Annotated in this window: 14 protein-coding genes and 6 pseudogenes; 1 reads left to right on the forward strand and 19 read right to left on the reverse strand. The window is 40.6% G+C overall.

Annotation, left to right across the window (positions count from 1 at the left end; genetic code table 11):
- Window positions 1-18: 18 nt before the first annotated feature.
- The 6 genes and pseudogenes from dnaG to recO form a co-directional block, all read right to left on the reverse strand.
- Window positions 19-1,905 (reverse strand): DNA primase, encoded by a 1,887-nt coding sequence (gene dnaG, locus PROCOU_RS01545; RefSeq protein ID WP_036069361.1) that lies wholly within the window; start codon window positions 1,903-1,905, stop codon window positions 19-21.
- 6 nt (window positions 1,906-1,911) lie between these two features.
- Window positions 1,912-2,355, reverse strand: a complete 444-nt coding sequence (locus PROCOU_RS01550; protein ID WP_036069231.1) for a YaiI/YqxD family protein — start codon at window positions 2,353-2,355, stop codon at window positions 1,912-1,914.
- A 139-nt stretch (window positions 2,356-2,494) separates the two neighbouring features.
- Window positions 2,495-3,319 carry a pyruvate, water dikinase regulatory protein gene (locus tag PROCOU_RS01555; protein WP_036069233.1) on the reverse strand — a complete coding sequence of 275 codons (825 nt, stop codon included), beginning with the start codon at window positions 3,317-3,319 and terminating at the stop codon, window positions 2,495-2,497.
- 14 nt (window positions 3,320-3,333) lie between these two features.
- A pseudogene (gene glyS / locus PROCOU_RS01560) lies at window positions 3,334-5,401 on the reverse strand (glycine--tRNA ligase subunit beta).
- Window positions 5,394-6,285, reverse strand: a pseudogene (glyQ, locus tag PROCOU_RS01570) (glycine--tRNA ligase subunit alpha). Before glyQ ends, glyS begins: the two co-directional pseudogenes overlap by 8 nt.
- A 385-nt stretch (window positions 6,286-6,670) precedes the next feature.
- A pseudogene (recO, locus tag PROCOU_RS01575) lies at window positions 6,671-7,451 on the reverse strand (DNA repair protein RecO).
- Between the two features lie 123 nt (window positions 7,452-7,574).
- On the opposite strand from recO, the gene PROCOU_RS01580 reads away from it, so the two are divergent.
- Window positions 7,575-8,276 (forward strand): DUF4352 domain-containing protein, encoded by a 702-nt coding sequence (locus PROCOU_RS01580; protein ID WP_077913286.1) that lies wholly within the window; start codon window positions 7,575-7,577, stop codon window positions 8,274-8,276.
- A 53-nt stretch (window positions 8,277-8,329) separates the two neighbouring features.
- Here PROCOU_RS01580 and era read toward each other — a convergent pair whose 3' ends face one another.
- The 13 genes and pseudogenes from era to grpE all read right to left on the reverse strand — a co-directional run bounded on the left by era (window position 8,330) and on the right by grpE (window position 20,231).
- Entirely contained in the window at window positions 8,330-9,238 is a 909-nt protein-coding gene (era, locus tag PROCOU_RS01585) for a GTPase Era (RefSeq protein ID WP_036069239.1), read from the reverse strand.
- Window positions 9,235-9,633, reverse strand: coding sequence for a cytidine deaminase (locus PROCOU_RS01590; RefSeq protein ID WP_036069240.1), 399 nt, complete (start codon window positions 9,631-9,633; stop codon window positions 9,235-9,237). The genes era and PROCOU_RS01590 overlap by 4 nt, the downstream gene beginning before the upstream one ends.
- 13 nt (window positions 9,634-9,646) lie before the next feature.
- The gene (locus PROCOU_RS01595; protein ID WP_036069241.1) at window positions 9,647-10,027 is read right to left on the reverse strand and encodes a diacylglycerol kinase family protein; all 381 of its coding nucleotides are present in this window, start codon (window positions 10,025-10,027) and stop codon (window positions 9,647-9,649) included.
- Window positions 10,011-10,491: pseudogene (gene ybeY / locus PROCOU_RS01600) on the reverse strand (rRNA maturation RNase YbeY). Before ybeY ends, PROCOU_RS01595 begins: the two are co-directional and overlap by 17 nt.
- Window positions 10,492-10,504: 13 nt before the next feature.
- Window positions 10,505-12,640, reverse strand: coding sequence for an HD family phosphohydrolase (locus tag PROCOU_RS01605; protein WP_036069242.1), 2,136 nt, complete (start codon window positions 12,638-12,640; stop codon window positions 10,505-10,507).
- 32 nt (window positions 12,641-12,672) lie between these two features.
- The gene (locus PROCOU_RS01610) at window positions 12,673-13,608 is read right to left on the reverse strand and encodes a PhoH family protein (protein ID WP_376700382.1); all 936 of its coding nucleotides are present in this window, start codon (window positions 13,606-13,608) and stop codon (window positions 12,673-12,675) included.
- Window positions 13,609-13,835: 227 nt separating this feature from the next.
- Window positions 13,836-14,282, reverse strand: a complete 447-nt coding sequence (locus PROCOU_RS01615) for a GatB/YqeY domain-containing protein (protein ID WP_036069244.1) — start codon at window positions 14,280-14,282, stop codon at window positions 13,836-13,838.
- A gap of 20 nt (window positions 14,283-14,302) precedes the next feature.
- The gene (rpsU, locus tag PROCOU_RS01620) at window positions 14,303-14,476 is read right to left on the reverse strand and encodes a 30S ribosomal protein S21 (RefSeq protein ID WP_036061859.1); all 174 of its coding nucleotides are present in this window, start codon (window positions 14,474-14,476) and stop codon (window positions 14,303-14,305) included.
- 223 nt (window positions 14,477-14,699) lie between these two features.
- Window positions 14,700-15,443, reverse strand: coding sequence for a 16S rRNA (uracil(1498)-N(3))-methyltransferase (locus PROCOU_RS01625; protein ID WP_036069245.1), 744 nt, complete (start codon window positions 15,441-15,443; stop codon window positions 14,700-14,702).
- 4 nt (window positions 15,444-15,447) lie between these two features.
- The gene (gene prmA, locus PROCOU_RS01630) at window positions 15,448-16,389 is read right to left on the reverse strand and encodes a 50S ribosomal protein L11 methyltransferase (protein WP_036069246.1); all 942 of its coding nucleotides are present in this window, start codon (window positions 16,387-16,389) and stop codon (window positions 15,448-15,450) included.
- A 74-nt stretch (window positions 16,390-16,463) separates the two neighbouring features.
- Window positions 16,464-17,605, reverse strand: a pseudogene (dnaJ, locus tag PROCOU_RS01635) (molecular chaperone DnaJ).
- Window positions 17,606-17,750: 145 nt separating this feature from the next.
- Window positions 17,751-19,593: pseudogene (gene dnaK, locus PROCOU_RS01640) on the reverse strand (molecular chaperone DnaK).
- A 53-nt stretch (window positions 19,594-19,646) separates the two neighbouring features.
- Window positions 19,647-20,231: a nucleotide exchange factor GrpE gene (grpE, locus tag PROCOU_RS01645; RefSeq protein WP_036069247.1), complete on the reverse strand. Its 585-nt coding sequence runs from the start codon at window positions 20,229-20,231 to the stop codon at window positions 19,647-19,649.
- Window positions 20,232-20,242 lie beyond the last annotated feature (11 nt).

The raw sequence follows: 20,242 nt of genomic DNA on the forward strand, positions 1-20,242 counted from the left end.
TTGCTTTAAGTGAGTTGCTTACAACAAGTTGTTCTTAAGATTAGCTCGCATTGTCATGATAGTTCTGGCCAGCTCCAAAGCTACTTCTATCTCTCCTTGTTGTGATGCTATTTGTAATTGTTGTTCTTTTTCTTTAATGTCCCGTTCAATGCCGGCTTTTCTTAAGCTAAAAATGTAATCTTGATACTCTTCATTCGTAACTTCGGTGTTTACAACCATCATTTCGAGTTCACTTACTAGATTCCGCGATGCTTCATTAGGAAGTTGGTCCATCAACGCGAGCGGATTAGCGTCATTCCCAGAAGCATAAAATCCAATTAAATGTGTGTACAACGCTTGATAGTTATCATGATAAAATTCAATTCCCTGCTCCTGCATCATGCTCCTAATTTGAATAAAGGCATCGCGATCTTCTAACATGTATTTCAAAAGTCGCTTCTCAGAAATCAAGCCCGCAGATGGCGCTAAATTGGGCTGCTGAAAACTGAACTTCTCATAAACAGGCCGACCGCCACTGTCATACACCGGATATTCACCAAACTCTTCCGGTGGAGGGCCACCATAATCATGAATCTTCGGTTTCACAGTGTTCGCTACAGATTGTTGCAACTGCTGCTTCAAAGCTTCCATCGACAGTTCAAATTCCGAGCCTAGCTGCTTTAAGTAAAGCTCTCGCTCCACAGCTTGATCTAGCTTCCCGATTTCAACCAAGGCTTCGCCCAAGTAAGCAATTTTATCCGTTTCATTCTGAAGATTACGATTCCGCCTCAAAAATTGCAACTTAAAAGCCGTCCAGCTTAGCCGTTGATGTGCGTATATTTCAGCAAATTTCTCTGCACCTTCTGAACGAATAAAATCATCTGGATCTTTTCCGTTTGGCAACTGCACTACAAAGACTTCGAGTCGATGTTGTTCTGCTAGCAATGTCCCAGCCTTGAAGCTCGCCTCAATGCCAGCACGGTCACCATCATAACAAATGACCGCTCTATTAGTAACACGCCGAATCATCTGCACATGTTCCTCGGTAAGCGATGTTCCCATAGACGCTACACCATTGCTAAATTCAGCTGAAACTCCCGAAATAACATCCATATACCCTTCCAACAGCAAGATTTCCTCTTTTTTACGAATTTCCTGTCTCGCATCAGAAAAATGATATAAAATATTGCGCTTATTAAAAATTGGTGTCTCCGGACTGTTCAAATATTTCGGTCCATCCTCTTGATTAAAAAGACGTCCTGAAAAACCGACTAATTGTCCGCGGTCATTCTTAATCGGAAACATAATTCGATTGCGGAACCGGTCTACTATATTACCATCATCACGTTCAGTAAGCAAGCCACATTCCACAGCAAGCGGTAAATCAACTTCTCGCTTCTTTAAAAATGTAGTTACCGTCAACGCATCAGCTGGTGCAAAGCCAATTTCAAAATGATCTAATTCTTGTTCTGACATCCCCCGATCAAGCAAGTATTGCAACGCCTCTTGCCCTTCCTCGGTCTCCATCAACAAATAATGGTATAACTTACTCGTCAATTGATGGATTTCTATCATTTTACCTTCTTGACTATCAGGCTTGTTAGTAGGCGCCCCATCTCCGCTAGCTATCTCAATGTCTAGCGGAATATGCGTCATATCGGCTACTTTTTTCACCGATTCGACAAATGAAAGACCATCAATCTGCATTAAAAAGGAAAAAATATTGCCTCCTTTTCCACACCCAAAACAATGAAAAATCTGTTTTTCAGGTGACACAGAAAAGGATGGTGTCTTCTCGCCATGAAAAGGACAAAGCCCCGTGTAATTACGTCCTTGCTTCTTAAGTTGAACATAATTTCCAACAACATCTACAATATCTGCTTGGGAACGTATCTCATCAATTTTTTCTTCTGGAATCCGTTGCATCTTCAATTATAACCTCGCTTTTATAAACGTATCCAGTTTATGCAAGAAATTCGCATTGTCCGCAGAACTCATCGCTAGTGGACCTTTACTGTATTTTCCTTGTCTGCGTTCTTTTGCATGCAAATAGCGCATATCAAGCATCATCGCCATCTCACTTTCACGGTATTTTTCCCCGCGATTTGAAAAGGTAGCGACGTCTTTAGCAATTAGCATACTAGCCAGTCCAATATCTTGTGTCACGACAATATCGCCAGACTTGGCTAAATTCAGTATACGCATGTCCGCAGATTCCTTATCCGTGTCGACAAAAATCCATACTTCACCCACAGGTAAATGCACAGAATAATGATTATAAGACGCCACAAAAGTCATCGGCAAACCATACTTCTTCGCCAAATCACGTATCTCATCCTTCACAGGACAAGCATCTGCATCAATAAATATCTTCATGCTCTTTCCCTCCTCATTTTCATGGTTGGAGAAAACGCATAACCCATACATAAAAATATATTATAGGCGATTAAAACCAGAATTTCCATCGTTTTAACCGCTATAATATATATATTCGCCATAAAATCTGATTTTCCTTCTATAATTCTAAATTTTCATCAGCAATTTCGCCAATATGCATTAAAATGTCGTTTGCCGTCTCTTCAATCGCTTTATTCGTAACATCCAACACATAACACCCTAATTTATTCGTAAGCTCCGTAAATATCTCCAGCTCTGCATCAATCCGGTCATGACTAGCATAATTACCAACACCGCTAAGACCAATTGAAGCCAAACGTTTTTCACGAATCTGGTTCAATTTTTCTTTGCTAATTTTTAATCCAATAATTTTATTTGGATCAATCTCGAACAATTCTTCTGGAACCTGTGCTTCTGGAACGATTGGCACGTTCGCTACTTTCAATCCTTTTAGCGCCAAATATTGAGATAATGGTGTTTTGGATGTTCGAGAAATTCCAATTAACACATAATCCGCTTGCAAAAGCCCCCTCGGATTACGCCCATCATCGTTTTCCACGGCAAACTCAATCGCAGCAACTTTACGGAAATAGGCTTCATCAAGTGAGCGAACCATTCCAGGCTCCGAAAGCGGCTTAATTTGATACGTTTCTTCCAATTGCGCCAAAAGTGGTCCGAAAATATCAATAATCGGTACTCCAAATTTTTTCGCAGTTTTATTCAATTCCTCACGCACTTCCTCGACAACGATGGTATGCACGATAATCCCATTATTAACTGCTACTAGGTCCACAATTTCCTCAATCATATCGGGCGTATCTACATGATGAAAACGGTGAATAAACTGTTGACTTTTACCAAATTGCATCAAAGCTGCGCGCGTTACAAGTTCTGCTGTTTCTCCCGTTGAATCTGAAACGACGTACACTGCTGGTTGCGTCATAATCATTAGCTCCTTTATTTCACGTTTATTTCTTCGATTTGGGCGAACTCCTTAATAAAACTTGCTAGTTCAAATAATAGCGCTAAACGGTTGTTTCGAACAACTTCATCATCACTCATGACAAGTGTATTTTCAAAATAAGCATCAATCGCTGTACGTAACGCTGCAAATGCACGCAACCGATCCACAATGATAAGCGTCGGGTAATCGTGTTTTAATTTTTGAACCGCATCAAAAAGCTGTTGCTCCGATTCATTTTCAAAAAGCCCTGGATTAACGGTTATATCACCTTGATGCTTCTTGGAAATATTGATAACACGTGCAAGAGCCTCCATTGTTGGACGGAACCACTCGGCATCGCGGTTTTTATTTAGTAGTTCTGCTCGTTCAATCAGCTCCGGTACAACATTGCTTCCAGTGCTAACAACCGCATCGATAATGTCATGTCGAATTTGCTGATCCGAAAGAATCGCGCGCAATCGATTTTGCAAGAATAGCTCTACCTGTTCAAAAACTTCCTCACTTGGGAGTGTATTTAAGCCTTCTGCTCGCTCGATTTCTACTGTATCTGCTAAAACGCTAAGCAATTGAATATCCCAATTTTTCGCTTGAATAATGCGCATAATCCCCAGCGCACTACGACGTAAGCTAAACGGATCAGCCGAACCAGTCGGCACGATGTTCACACAGAAAAATCCAGTTAAGGTTTCCAATTTGTCCGCAACCGCAAGCAAGGCACCGATATCGCTTTGTGGTAACTCACCATCTGCTGAGGTTGGCATATAATGCTCTCGAATCGCTGTTGCCACTTCCGCATCTTCACCTTGTAATAATGCATATTTCTCGCCCATGATTCCTTGTAATTCGGGAAATTCACCGACTAAATTAGTCACCAAGTCAAATTTATAAATATCCGCAGCACGCGCGATTTTCGCTTTTTGTGCCTCGGTCATCTGCAACTGTTCCGCGATGATTAGCGCTACTTTTTTCACACGAACCATTTTCTCCGTTAGTGTTCCTAATTTTTCATGGAAAACGATATTATTCAATTTCGCAACGGCCTCATCGATTGTTATTTTCAAATCTTCTTGATAAAAGAAGTCCGCATCCGAAAGCCGTGCTCGAAGTACCTTTTCATTGCCTTTTGCCACGGTTTCTAAATTTTCATGATTCCCATTTCGAACTGTGATAAAGTAAGGTCTCAATTTGCTAGCATCGTCCACGACCGGGAAATAACGTTGATGCTCCTTCATCGTTGTAACGAGCACTTCTTCTGGTAACTCCAAATAAGTCTCGTCAAATGTGCCGTGAAGAACTGTAGGATATTCTACTAAATTATTAACCTCTTCCAAAAGATCCTCATCCACAGGAATCTTCCAATTTTCTACCGCTTCAATTTCTTCAATTTGAGTCAAAATCGCGGCTTTTCTTTTGGACGCATCCGCTACCACAAACTGGCTCAATAGCGTTTCCTCATAGTCAGCAGGGGCTGAAACCGTCGCAGAATTGCCCAAAAAGCGATGTCCACGTGTTTCATTTCCAGTCGTTACATTCGTAATCTCAAAGGGAATAACTGTATTGCCAAATAACGCAATCAGCCATTTAATCGGACGAATATATTTTAAATCATAGGCCGACCAGTGCATGCTTACAGGGAAAGTCATTGAAGTCACAATTTGGCGCATTTGTGGTAATAAATCAACCGTCGCCGCACCTTGCACTTCTTTCGTCAAATAAATGTACTCTACACCATTAATTTCGCGGAATTCAAGCGTTTCAGGATCAACACCTTGTCCTCTAGCAAAACCTTGAGCCGCTTTCGACCAGTTACCAGCTGCATCTTTTGCAATTTTTTTTAGCTGGACCTTTTGATTCTTCCACGCGATCTGCTTGTTTTTCAGCCAAATCTTTTACGATGACAGATAAACGGCGAGGACTTGAGTAAACTTCTGTTGCTGTGTACTCTAAATCATTTTCTACAAGCCACTTTTCCACGCGTTCTTGTAATTGTCTCACAGACGCAGTAATATATTTCGCAGGCATTTCCTCTAAACCAATTTCTAACAGAAAATCTTTACTCATGATCTGCGCCCTCCTTTTCTTTCAACAGCGGGAACCCCAATTTTTTCACGCTCATTATAAAATGTTTTGGCTATGCGACGGGCTAAATTCCGAATCCTAGCAATATATTGCGCGCGCTCCGTCACCGAAACAACACCTTTTGCATCCAATAGATTAAACGTATGCGAACATTTCAATACATAATCATACGCTGGAAAAACAAGCCCTTCCTCCATTTGACGACCGGCCTCACGCTCATACGTATCAAAAAGCGATAACAGCATATCACCACTTGATGTTTCAAATGCATATTTCGAATTCTCATACTCTGCCTGATAAAAAATATCACGATACGAGATCCCTTCTGTCCACTCCAGATCAAATACATTCTCTTTTTCTTGAATATATGAAGCCAAGCGCTCCAAGCCATACGTGATTTCCGACGTTACTGGTGAACACTCCAAACCACCAACTTGTTGGAAATAAGTAAATTGCGTAATTTCCATTCCATCTAGCCAAACTTCCCATCCAAGCCCAGCGCAACCAAGCGATGGATTTTCCCAGTTATCCTCAACAAAGCGAATATCATGCTCTAGTGCATTGATACCTAGTTTTTCAAGTGATCCCAAATAAAGCTCTTGGATATTGTCTGGCGATGGCTTCATCACAACTTGAAATTGATGATGCTGGAATAAACGGTTTGGATTTTCCCCGTAACGACCATCAGCAGGACGACGTGAAGGCTCCACATAACCAGCTTTCCATGGCTCAGGTCCAATTGCTTTTAAAAATGTGTAAGGGCTCATCGTTCCTGCACCTTTTTCTACATCATATGACTGCAACATAATACAACCTTGCTCAGACCAATAATCTTGCAATGTTCGAATCATTTTTTGTAAATTCATCCAATCCACCTCCGTAAAATTAGGCATATAAAAACCCTCGTCTCTATGCCTCTAAAAGAAAAGCATAGGGACGAGAGTACTCTCGCGGTTCCACCCTACTTGGATAGAGCATACCCGATGTAAATCGGCGACAAGCACTCGATTTATGTTAAGTCACAGGCGCCTACCCACTTAAAAAGAACGGTCTGGCGTTATGGCTTTCACGAAAGGGTATTCTCAAATCCCACCTTGATTTCGTTTGTGCTCAGGAAGGCCTTCTTAAAAAGATTCACGTTCGGCTCACACCGTCTCCGAACTCGCTTAGAAAAGAGCTTTTTAATACTATTTTTCCATCATCGCACCTATTCATTCATACATTAAAATTTACCGCATTTTAGGAAGAAAGTCAATCACCATCTTCTTTTTTAGGACGATCTTTTAAAACATCATCCCAGTTCTTCATATTATTTAGGAATTTTTTACTCTTCAAATAAAGCCCTGAATATTGCTCATAATACGTGTCTATCGCACGCTGAATCTCATCTTTTGTCTCCTGCTTCACATCGATGTTACCCAGCCGGTCCAACTGAAAGATATAAAATAGGCGCAACAATTTCACCGATTTCTCCGTTAAATGTAGCCGATATTTATCTCGCTCAAAACAACGATGACATACAATTCCATTCGTATACGCTGAAAAATCAAAGCGCCCTTCTGGCTGACCACAAATAGCACACCGGTCCATCGTAGGGTATAAACCCAATACGGAGAGCATTTTCATCTCAAAAATCTGTGTTAACACTTGCGGATCGTATCCCTCATCGATATGATGAATAATTTGATAAAAAAGGATTATAAAGCGGTTCACTCGCCTGTTGTTCCTCAGTGGCCTTATCAAGCAATTCACACGCATAAGTCGCATAAGCGGTTAGAAATATATCTGTTTGAATCGATGAAAAAGAGGCAATCGCTTCACCCTGTTGTAACGTTCCTAAGCCACGATTCGGATAAAAAGTGAAAACGCCATTTGTAAAAAGTTGCGTCACAGCAGCTAGTCTACTCTTTGTTTTTTTCGCACCACGAGCGACTAGTCCAATTTTCCCATACTCTCTCGAATAAATGACAACAATTTTATCAGATTCCCGATAATTAGTCGTTCGAATGACGATTCCTTCACATTTTTCCATCTTGGTTCACTCCTCACCATCCATTATACAACATCGATTTGAAAAAATGGCAGATTTTTATTTATTTAATCATCACACTGTTGTACAATTGTAGTATTATAATATAAAGGGAGCGTTTTTCACATGATGATAGCACTAATTTTATTTTCCGTGTTTTTCTTATTTCTATGTTTAATTGCCCTGATTGTTGGTATTATTCTGCTAATAGTTAGAAGAAATAAGATGCTTGGGGCGATTATGACATCTTCCTCAGCTTTTCTCGGCATTATTTTTTGTGGAGTTTTAGTTAGTAGTATGATTTTAAGCAGTGGCTTCCCAGGAATGTCAATGATGCGAGATCATCCTATGATGTATGACGATTTAATGGATGGTTCAACCTATGATGATACAGGTGGTGAGGACGATCCATATAACGATTACGATGAATATTATGATGAAGACGAAGATTATGAATATTTTTCAGATGACTATACCCAATACAAAGTGGGACAAGCTGCAGAGGTAGAAGATAATGTGTTCATCAATATCACAAAGATGGAGAAATGGGCTGGCGACAAAGAATTCAATAGTCCCATGGCTGGTTATTATGTGAAAGCGACTGTAACGATTGAAAACAAAGCTTCCCGCTCCACTACCTATTACGCCGATGATTTCCTAATTTATGATAATGATGGCTTAGAAGGTGATAATGCGTATAAAGAAGATTGGCGCGTTGTTGTAAAGCCCAATACTAAAGTGACAAAAGAGATTTATTTTGATGTATACGGTGATGGGCCTTTCCATATAGCATGCTATGATGCCTCTTGGAGTGGCAATATCAAATAAGCGATAAAAAAACAGAACGGACTTTTGCTCAGTCGGTTCTGTTTTTGCGTCTATTAATATTCGTCATGATCAAAGCCGTAGTCATTCAAGAAATGTTCCTTATCACGCCAACCTTTTTGTACTTTCACCCAAATTTCTAAATATACCTTTGAACCTAGCAAAAGTTCAATTTCCTTACGCGCGCGCATGCCGATTTGTTTTAGCATTTGGCCCTGTTTACCAATCAAAATACCTTTTTGTGTGCTCCGTTCCACGACAATTTGGGCCATAATGTGTAGCTTATGCGTCTCAGGATTTACTTCAATTCCTTCAATCACCACGGCAACAGAATGAGGTACTTCTTCATGCGTGAACTTCAATACTTGCTCACGAATCAATTCCGAAATGATGAACCGCTCTGGGTGGTCTGTTACTTGGTCAGCAGGATAATACATTGGACCTTCATTCAAATGTTTCGTCGTCTCCTCAAGTAACGTACCCAAATTATTTCCTTGAAGCGCCGAAATCGGAATAATCTCCTCAAAATCAAGCAATTCACTATATTTTGCAATCAAATCAAGTAACGCCTCTGGTTCTACCAAATCAATTTTATTAATCAATAAGAAAACTGGTGTCTCCTCTACTCGCTTCAATTTCTCAATGATGAACTCATCACCACGACCATATCCTGCATCCGCATCAATCACAAAGAAAATCATGTCTACTTCACGGAACGTATTTAACGCCACTTTCACCATAAAATCACCAAGTTTATGCTTTGGTTTGTGGATTCCTGGCGTATCAATGAACACCACTTGTGCATCATTCGTTGTATACACACCTTGAATTTTATTACGCGTTGTTTGAGCTTTATCACTCATAATCGCGACTTTTTGCCCGATGATTTGGTTTAATAAAGTCGATTTACCTACGTTTGGGCGACCTACAATCGCCACAAAACCTGATTTGAAAACATCACTCATTTTTTAAGATCCCCCGGTGTAAAGGCGCCTGGCAGTAATTCACCAACAGTTACTTCCACAGTATCGCCTTTCATATTTGTTAAAACTACTGGCATTTCTGGTGCACAGAATTCGCTAATTACTTGACGGCAAGCGCCACATGGAGCTACCGGTCCTTCTGTATCCGCCACAATCACTAGTTTTTTAAAGTCATGCTTTCCTTCTGAAACAGCTTTAAAAATTGCCGTTCTCTCTGCGCAATTCGTCAAACCATAAGAAGCATTCTCGACATTACAGCCAAGCACGACCTCATCATTGGTCGTCACCAAAGCAGCACCTACTTTAAATTTGGAATACGGCACATAGGCATTTTCGCGCACCTGTTTCGCTAGGTCAATTAAGTTATTCTCTTTCATCTAAAAAACTCCTTTAAAATATTTTTGGTACAAAAATTAAAAGACCAATAATCGCTGAGCAAATCGAAGCCAATAAAACCGCTCCAGCTGCAACATCTTTCGCTTTTTTTGCATATGGATGAAAATCTTCTGTCGCGACATCCACCGCACGCTCAATCGCTGTATTAATCATCTCAAATGTCAATACATTAAAAATAGAAAAAATCAAAAATAGCCACTCTATCTTTGTTACTCTGAAAAAAACACCACACATAATAACAATCATTCCAGCAGCAATGTGGACACGCATATGACGTTCTTCTAAAATGGCTGTTTTAACACCCGTAACGGCATGGGTAAATGATTTTCTGAAGCGTCGGTTGCTCTTAACTTTGATTTTATCTTTCGAGTCCATAAGCCGTCAACACTTCTCTTTGTAATGAAAACATCACATCTTCATCCTCAGGTTCCATATGATCATAACCTAGAAGGTGAAGCAGTCCATGTAACGCCAAAAAACCAAGTTCACGGTCGAATCCATGCCCGTACTCGTCCGCTTGCTCTAGCGCTCTCTCCGTGGAAATAATGATATCTCCCAAAATGCGTGGCGCCTCCATATCTTCATCCCAAGCAATCTCTGTTTCGCCATCGCCCATCTCTTCTAACGCAAATGAAATAACGTCAGTCGGTTGGTCTTTATCACGGTAGTCACGATTAATCTCCCGAATCCGTGCATTATCAACGAATGTAACTGCTAACTCGCTACCTTCTTGAATATCAAGTTTTTTTTGCAGCAAACTGTAGCAAACCTTCTACCAAATCAAGGGCAGCTCGCTCCAACTTTTCTGTTTCATCTATTAAATCTAGCTCTAAAATCATTAACTTCCCCTCCTTACTTATCATCAGGATATTGAATTCGTTGATGATAAATACCATTAAGTGTTGCACAAAGCGTCGCACGAATCGTTTCTATCTCTTGAAATGTAATATCACACGCTACAAATTGCTTATCTTGCATCCTATCATCAATAATATTATCTACAATCGCTTTAATTTTTTCCTTCGTCGGTGCGTCACAAGAACGAACAGCAGCCTCAACACTATCAGAGATATTGATGATCGCTATTTCTTTCGTCTGTGGTTTCGGTCCTGAATAGCGGAAATCAGCTTCAGATACGTCTGGATTTTTCTCTTTTGCCTTGTAATAGAAATACTTTACAAGCGTCGTCCCATGATGCTCCAACGCAATGTCAATAATCGGCTGCGGAAAATGATTATCTCGTAAAATCGCCGCACCATCCGTCGTATGTGCAAGAATAATATCGCGACTCTGCTCTGGCGTCAATCGGTCGTGCGGATTAATCCCATGTAACTGATTCTCCACAAAGTATGGAGGCCTGATTGTTTTACCAATATCATGATAAAAACAACCTACTCGCACGAGTAAACTATTGCCACCAATCGCATCTGTACAGGATTCCGCAAGATTGGCCACCATCAAGCTATGATGATAGGTTCCAGGCGCTTTCATCATAATTTTCTTTAGTAATGGATGATTCGGGTTCGCAAGCTCTACTAGCCGACTTGTCGTAAGTATTCCAAACACCGTCTCAAAAATTGGAATCACGCCAATTCCAAGCACAAATGATCCAATCCCACCTAAAAAAGCGTAGCCAACTGGAATCCAAAATGCAAGCGTTAGTAGCCCTGTATTACTAATCAATAAAAGCAAGAAAACAAAAGCCATGTTCGCCAGTCCAACTATGAAGCCCGACAATAAAATCGCAGAGCGACGACTATAATCCCGTAAAACGACAATGCTCGCCAGTCCACTGAGCAAAATAAACGTTGAAACCGTAACATTCACAGCGGCTGTCGCATCACTTTGAAAAACAAAGAAACTGGTTACCGAAGTAAAAATTGTCATCATAAAGGCAAATTTTTCATTGAGCAGAATCTTGATAATCATCGGTCCAAATGCAGCTGGAAATAAAAACGAAATATTACTAATGTCAGCGCCTTCTAGAAAGCGAATAATCATCAACATCAGTAAAATAGCAATATACACTGATGAAAATACAAGTGCATACTGATTTTTCCGTGCTTTATTTAGGTTTTTCTGCTTGTTTGTGAAGAAATAAAGCATGATACCTAGCGATAGCAGTAGTAATCCAAATCCTGCGTACTGCTTAATCGGCATTTTTTGATCCAACAAATGCAGCAATGCCAATTGACGGTAAATTTCCCGATCAATAATCTGTCCTTCTTGTACAACAACTTGACCTTGTAAAATTTTAACAGGAATTACATTGGCAGAAGCTTCCTTACGACGATCTTCCGTCTGTGCAGCATTGTACACTTCATTGGGTACAATCGCATAAGAAAGAATTGTTTTAGCAACACCTTTATAATTTGCAGGAAGATTAGACAATTCAATCGTGTCACGCGCGCTAACTTTAATATCAGTCATATTATCTTTACGCACGCTTTGTCCCATTGCGACATCAAGAGCACTAACAACTTCCTTCTCAACCTGCTGTAAATCCTTCACGTTCATCTGGATAAGTATTGTTAGCATTGCTGCATTAACACCTTCTGTTATATCCTCCGACACATTTTTTGATAGCTTTCCCTTCAAAGAATCCAGTTTCTGATCAATCGAGGTCATTTTATCATTTTTTGCATCGTTTAATGCCGCTTCCCGGTTCACCTCGGTAACGTAGGCAAATAGAGAACGAACAAGAGACTCCCTATTTTGCGCTGTTTCACGATTGAAAACATACACATCTTCCACAGCAGCTGCAGCCTTCGCTTGCTCTTCCGCTGTTTTTTGCGTATCCTCAATCGTCTGTGGCGAACGAATCGTTTTCTGCGCCACTTCAAATAATTTCACATTATATGATTCCGGTTTCACCATTTGGCAAATAAGCACGAAGGCAACAATGAAAAAGACGATTAAAATAACTGGTGTTACATACTTTTTCCCTGTTTTGTAATACCAATCCATCCATTTTTTCGTAGGTTTCATATGTACCCTCATTTCCTTGTGGCCTTAACCACTTACTTCAACTTACCTTCATACGCTTTAATAATTTCAGCAACGAGTGGATGACGCACTACATCAAAATGCTCAAAATAAACAAAACCAATATTTTTGACATCCCGTAAAACTGTCTCCGCGTTTACAAGTCCACTCGTTGCACCTTTTGGTAAATCTATTTGCGTTGTATCGCCATTTACAATCATCTTAGACTCAAAACCAAGACGTGTTAAAAACATCTTCATTTGCGCCACTGTCGTATTTTGCGCCTCATCCAAAATAACAAACGCATTATCCAGCGTCCGACCACGCATATAGGCAAGTGGCGCAATCTCAATCACACCACGATCCATCAATCTCGTCGTATGCTCCACACCGAAAATGTCATACAAAGCGTCGTATACTGGACGCAGATAAGGATCTACCTTCTCTTTCAAATCGCCTGGTAAGAAACCTAAGCTTTCTCCAGCTTCTACAGCAGGACGTGTTAAAATAATCTTATTGACTGTGCCCTTTTTCCAAGCTGCAACAGCCTTCACGACCGCCAAATAAGTTTTCCCTGTACCCGCCGGTCCAATTCCAAATACAACATCATATTTATCAATCGTACGCACATATTTACGCTGTCCAAATGTTTTTGGGCGAATCATCTTGCCTTTTGCATTGACCGTAATTTCTTCGTCATAGAGACTAGCAAAATATTCAACTGTCCCGTTTTGTTCCATTTTTATCGCTTGTGTAACGTCCCTTTCGTCTACATGGATATCTTTTAAAATGACACTAATTAATGCTTCTAAAACCGCAGCCCCGTGCACCTCATTTATCTCTGTTCCTTGCAACGTTATCGATTCCCCGCGAGTGATAATCTGCAATTCGAACGCGTCTTCAATTAAAGCAATATGTGCATCGTTATTCCCAAACAGTTCTCTAGCGTCAAAACCTTCCGCTAAATCCATTTTTATATTCTCATGATCTGCTGGCATCCAAATAACCCCTTCACTCTAAAATTAAGTTCGTGTGTTTATATTATACACGAAAGCGCAGGATTTTGGTATTATTCAACGTGGTTATGTAGTTTGATATTATTGGGAAGATAAATACCAAATGCCAGCCTCAGCCGAAAAGTTGTGAACGGTCCTTCCCAGCAAAAAAAGAGCCAGCAAGCTGACTCTTTTGATTTTGTTTATGAAAGATATTGTTTCACGAATTTGTTAACGACATTTCCATCTGTTTTGCCTTTTAGTTTCGGCATTACAGCGGCCATCACCTTACCGAAATCAGCTTGGGATGAAGCACCAACTTCTTCGATCGTAACCTTTACAATTTCAGCGACTTCTTCCTCGGAAAGTTGCTTCGGCAAATAACTTTGCACAATCACCATTTCATCTTCCAGCTTCTCAACAAGGTCAGCTCTATCTGCCTTTTTGAATTCAGCTAAAGAATCACGACGTTGCTTCATTTCACGTGAAAGAATGGTAACTTCGTCCTCAGGCGATATGTCATCTGTCCCTAGACGAATAGCTTCATTTTGCAAAGCCGCCTTTAACATGCGGATAACGGAAAGTTTTTCTTTCTCTTTCGCACGCATCGCTTGTTTCATATCCTCATTCAGTTGGTCAAGGAGACTCATGCTTGATTTCGTCCCTTCGATTAGAATTTGCGTTTTCTAGCTGCTTCTGATTTCTTTTTACGTTTTACGCTTGGTTTTTCATAAAATTCGCGCTTTCTAACTTCTTGCATTGTACCTGTTTTGGAAACAGTACGTTTAAAGCGACGAAGAGCATCTTCAAGCGATTCGTTTTTACGAACTACTGTTTTTGACATCTCTCTTTCCCTCCCTCCGACACTTAAATGGACAAGGATGCCCTAAGCTATTTGGAAACCTCGCACAAGACTAGCCTGTGAATGATTCCAAAGTAATGCACATACTATTTGCATTCACTCACTAAAAATTATAAACTAATCCACTGGGCGAGTCAATATGAAATCGCTAACTTTCACGAATTTATTTTCAGAACAGTCGGCGATTTATTCTCCTATACCCATTTCAAGAAAGTTCAAACGCGAAAGAAGCCGCCGCCAGAAAATAAAATGGTGCTGTTTCTGTACGCAGAATTCGCGGTCCTAGACCTACTTTGAGCGCCTTATTTGATTCCAATTGCTCAATCTCCCCCACCGAGAATCCACCCTCTGGGCCAAAAATGGCAAGCAACGATTCCCCATGTCTCACCTGTTTAAAAAGTGTAGCTAAAGCAGTAGCCTCCCCCTCTTTGGCACTCTCCTCATAAGCAACGATGACATAATCATAATTGGGAATTGTCTGTATTAGCGCTTGAAAAGAATCCAAATGTTGAAAATTTGGCACAAAACTACGATGCGATTGCTCTGCAGCTTCCAAAGCAATTTTATCCAAGCGCTCTACTTTTTTCTTCGCTTTTTTAGCGTCCCACTTGGAAATCGAACGTTTAGCAGGAAACGATAAAAAATGTTTCGCGCCAAGCTCTGTTCCTTTTTGGGTAATTAGCTCTAGTTTATCCCCTTTTGGTAGGCCACTCGCAATCGTGATATTGATAGGAAGTTCTGTAGATTCACTCTTCCATGATAAAACCGTCAAACGAACAAAGTCCTCTCCAAGTTCACTAATTCCAGCAATCGCCGTACGCTCATCTGGGGTCACAAGATACACTTGGTCATCCAGCTTCATGCGCATCACACGAACAATATGATGGAAATGATCATCCGTTATAAGTACCGTATCACCCTTTATTTCGTCAATAAAATATCGCTGCATCGTTTTATTCACCTCGCTTGGCGTAAATGGCTACCCAATCTGTAATTTGCTCTACATGATACACTGTCAATCCAGCTTCGATCAACGCTTCTTTCACCACTTCTCGTTTTGGTTCAATAATTCCTGACGCGATAAAAATGCCATTTGGTTTGAGCGTAGCATACACATCTTTTGGAAACATCAAAATGACTTCCGCTAAAATATTAGCCACAACGATATCCGCTTTTTGATTAATGCCTTTTAGTAAGTCGTTTTGCTGAATTGTCACGATATCTTCGCAATGATTTTGCGCAATATTTTCTCGAGCTGCACGAACTGCCACTTCATCTAAATCTGTCGCCAAAACGCTTTTCGCACCAAGTTTTGCACTAGCTATACTAAGCACTCCTGACCCTGTACCAACGTCAATCACTTCATCACCGGGCTTGACGATTTTTTCAAGCGCCTGCACGCACAGCTGCGTCGTTGGATGTGTTCCCGTTCCGAATGCCATCCCAGGATCAAGCTCAATAATCATTTCATTCTCGTTTTCTGGCGTATAATCTTCCCAAGTCGGCACAACCGTAATCCGATCCGTTATTTTGACCGGATGATAGTATTTCTTCCACGCAGTCGCCCACTCTTCGTCATTCACCTCATTGACCTGAAAAGTCAAATCCCCTAACGGAATATCAAATTCCACTAAACCACGAATCCGCGCCTCAATCGCCGGTACCATCTCTAAAAAATCATCTGTCGTTAAAAAATAGGCCTTAATAATAACGCCTTCTGCTGGATAATCTGCTACTTGCAAATCATAAATTTCGCCAAAGCGATCTTCATGCTCGCGTGTTAAATCGGCCGAATCCTCAATCGATACACCGCTCGCTCCTGAATCGTTTAAAGCATATGTAATCGGCTCTACCGCCTCATTTATAGAATGAATCTCAATTTCTGACCACTTCATTTTTTCGCCTCATTTCAAGAAAGAAGGCTCAGTATGACTAGAAATGCAATACTTGAGCCCTTTTCACTATTTTATTAACCTTTAAAAGCCCGCTTCATTTTATCGAAGAAGCCTTCACTATTTTCATCCACTTTATCACCAGTTGTTGTCGCGAATTCACGCAATATATCTTTTTGTTTCTCATCCAATTTTTTCGGAACGATAACTTTAACAACAACGTGCTGATCGCCTGTCCCATTACCACGAAGATGCGGAACACCCTTATTACGTAGGCGGAATGTCGTGCCAGTTTGTGTGCCAGCAGGGATTTTTAAACGAATTTTACCGTGAACTGTCGGAACATCAACTTCATCACCGAGAGCCGCCTGAACAAATGTTAATGGAACTTCGACGTAAATATCGGTACCTTCGCGTTCAAAGAATTCATCGCGTGCGACAACAAAAACAACATATAAATCACCGTTTGGTCCGCCGTTTACACCGCCTTCACCTTCACCAGCAACGCGCATTTGTTGTCCATCATCGACACCAGCAGGTACTTTAAGTTTGATTTTTTTTCGTTTTCGTTACACGGCCTGAACCATGACACGTATCACATTTCTCCTTAATTTCTTTACCAGTTCCATTACAGTATTGACATGTACGCTTGTTTACAATACGGCCAAATGGTGTGTTTTGCTCCACATTAATTGAGCCTTTACCACCACAATGCGAACATTTTTCTGGGTGCGTTCCTGGTTTTGCGCCACTTCCATCACACGTATCACAACTTTCTTCACGTGGAATTTCGATTTCAGCTTCTTTACCAAAAATCGCTTCTTTAAATTTCAAACGCATCGTATACTGCATATCACTACCTTGACGCGGTGCATTAGGATCTTGACGAGACGAACCGCCACCTCCGAAGAATGTATCAAAAATATCTTCAAATCCTCCAAAGCCTTGACCGCCAAAACCGCCGCCTCCGTAAGAACCGCCACCTCCAAAACCTTGATTTGGATCGACATGTCCGTATTGGTCATATTGCGCTCGTTTTGATTCATCACTTAAAATCTCATATGCTTCAGATATTTCTTTGAATTTCTCATCAGCGCCAGCATCTTTGTTAATATCCGGATGATATTGCTTCGATAGTTTACGATATGCTTTTTTTTATCTCATCAGCCGAGGCGCCTTTGGAAACGCCAAGCACTTCATAATAATCACGTTTTGCCATTTTTTGCGTCTCACTCCTTGTTCTCTCGTATTTCTCTTAACGTATTGTAACACATGTTTTAGCGAAGTAAAACTGTGATTTCTTGTAAAAATCGAGAAAAAGCCAAAGCCAGTTAGACTTTGACTCCCTTCCCGCAAGTAAATCTTTATTTTTTCTCTTGATTGTCATCGTTTACTTCTTCAAATTCTGCGTCTACAACATCGTCATTCGCTGCACCAGCTTCAGGATTTTCACCTTGGGCCGCTTGTTGTTCCGCCGCTGCTTGCTCGTACAATTTCATGGAAAGAGCTTGAACAATTTCGTTTAATGCTTCTGTTTTCTCTTTAATTACGTCAAAGTCTTCACCTTTAAGCGCCTCTGATAACTCATCACGAGCAGCTTCTGCTTTTTTCACTTCTTCTTCGTCTACTTTACCTTCTAGCTCTTTCAATGTTTTGTCAACAGTAAATACTAATTGATCGGCATTGTTACGAAGTTCTGCGTTTTCTTTGTTTTTCTTATCTTCTTCCGCATTTAGTTCTGCGTCTTTCACCATTTTTTCAATCTCTTCCTCTGTTAAACCTGATGAAGATTTGATAACAATGTTTTGCTCCTTACCAGTTCCAAGGTCTTTCGCACGAACTGTTACGATACCATTTTTATCAATATCAAAAGAAACTTCGATTTGCGGAATTCCACGTGGTGCTGGTGGTAAGTCCGTTAATTGGAAACGACCAAGTGTTTTGTTATCTTTAGACATCGGACGCTCACCTTGCAATACGTGAATATCTACTGCTGGCTGGTTATCAGCCGCTGTTGAGAACGTTTGTGATTTCGAAGTTGGAATCGTTGTATTACGCTCGATAAGTGGAGTCATCACACCACCCATTGTTTCAATTCCTAGTGAAAGTGGCGTTACGTCTAGAAGTACTACATCTTTCACATCACCAGTGATTACACCACCTTGAATTGCAGCACCCATCGCTACAACTTCATCTGGGTTTACACCTTTATGTGGCTCTTTGCCTAATTCTTTTTTGATTGCTTCTTGAACTGCTGGGATACGAGTCGAGCCACCAACTAAAATAACTTCATCGATATCTTTAGCAGAAAGTCCAGCATCTTTCAAAGCTTGACGTGTTGGAGCGATAGTACGATCTACTAAATCATGAGTTAATTCGTCAAATTTAGCACGAGTAAGCGTTACTTCCAAATGAAGTGGTCCAGCTTCGCCAGCTGTGATAAATGGTAGTGAAATTTGTGTACTAGTAACACCAGAAAGATCTTTTTTCGCTTTTTCAGCAGCATCTTTCAAACGTTGTAACGCCATTTTATCTTGCGAAAGATCAATACCGTTGTCGCGTTTAAATTCAGCAACTAAGAAATCGATAATTTTTTGGTCAAAATCATCCCCACCCAACAAGTTATCACCAGCAGTGGAATGAACTTCAAATACGCCATCACCAAGCTCTAGAATAGAAACGTCAAAACGTCCCGCCACCTAAGTCAAAAACGAGGATTGTTTGGTCTTTTTCAATTTTATCCATACCATAAGCAAGTGCTGCTGCAGTAGGTTCGTTAATAATACGCTCTACTTCAAGACCGGCAATTTTACCAGCATCTTTTGTTGCTTGACGCTGTGCATCGTTGAAATAAGCTGGGACTGTAATAACCGCTTTATCAACTGTTTCACCAAGATAGTCTTCTGCGTAACCTTTTAAATATTGCAGAATGATAGCGCTGATTTCTTGTGGTGAGTAATCTTTGCCTTCTACTGTTTCTTTGTAATCCGTACCCATGTGGCGTTTAATTGATGCTACTGTATTCGGATTTGTAATCGCTGCACGTTTCGCAACTTCCCCAACTTGACGCTCACCGTTTTTAAAACCGACAACAGATGGTGTTGTACGCGCGCCTTCTGGATTTGGAATAATTTTCGCTTCTCCACCTTCTAATACTGCTACTGCTGAGTTAGTAGTTCCTAAGTCAATACCGATAATTTTACTCATAATTTATTTCCTCCTATTGTTACCAGTCACGTGAAAACGTCTGGATTCTTGTTTTATTGGTTCACTTTTACCATCGATGGACGGATAACACGGTCTTTCAGCTTGTATCCTTTTTGCAATTCCATCGTGATTTCATTACTTTCTTTCGAATCATCGCTGTCTTGCATCACTGCTTGATGGAAATTCGGATCAAATTGCTCACCCAATGCAGGAATTTCTTCAATGCCTTCCTTTTCTAGCGCTACTTTGATTTGACTATAAACCATTTTCATGCCCGTCAAAAGTGCTTCCATTTGCTCTGAATCACTTTGCGTATCAAGCGCTTTTTGGAAAGCATCGAGCGCTGGCAAAAGTTCTTCCGCTATTGTTTGCGAACGATACTTTTGAGTCGCGGCACGTTCAGCAATATTGCGTTTTTTCACATTTTCAAAATCGGCTTGCAGACGCAAATAACGATCCTCAGATACGGCTAATTTCTCTTCTAATTCAAGCAAACGCTTCTCATTTTCAGTTAACTCAATCTCTACTTGCTCATTGTGAGCTTCCATCTCCTCTTCTACGATGTTCAATTCCTCAGTAGCTTCTTTTTCGATTTCTTGCTCAACTTTTTTCTTTTTTTGTTTTTTTTGTTCAGACACGTTTGTCACCT

It is taken from the genome of Listeria rocourtiae FSL F6-920 (genome assembly GCF_000525975.1).
In the GTDB taxonomy this organism is placed as follows: Bacteria; Bacillota; Bacilli; order Lactobacillales; family Listeriaceae; genus Listeria_A; species Listeria_A rocourtiae.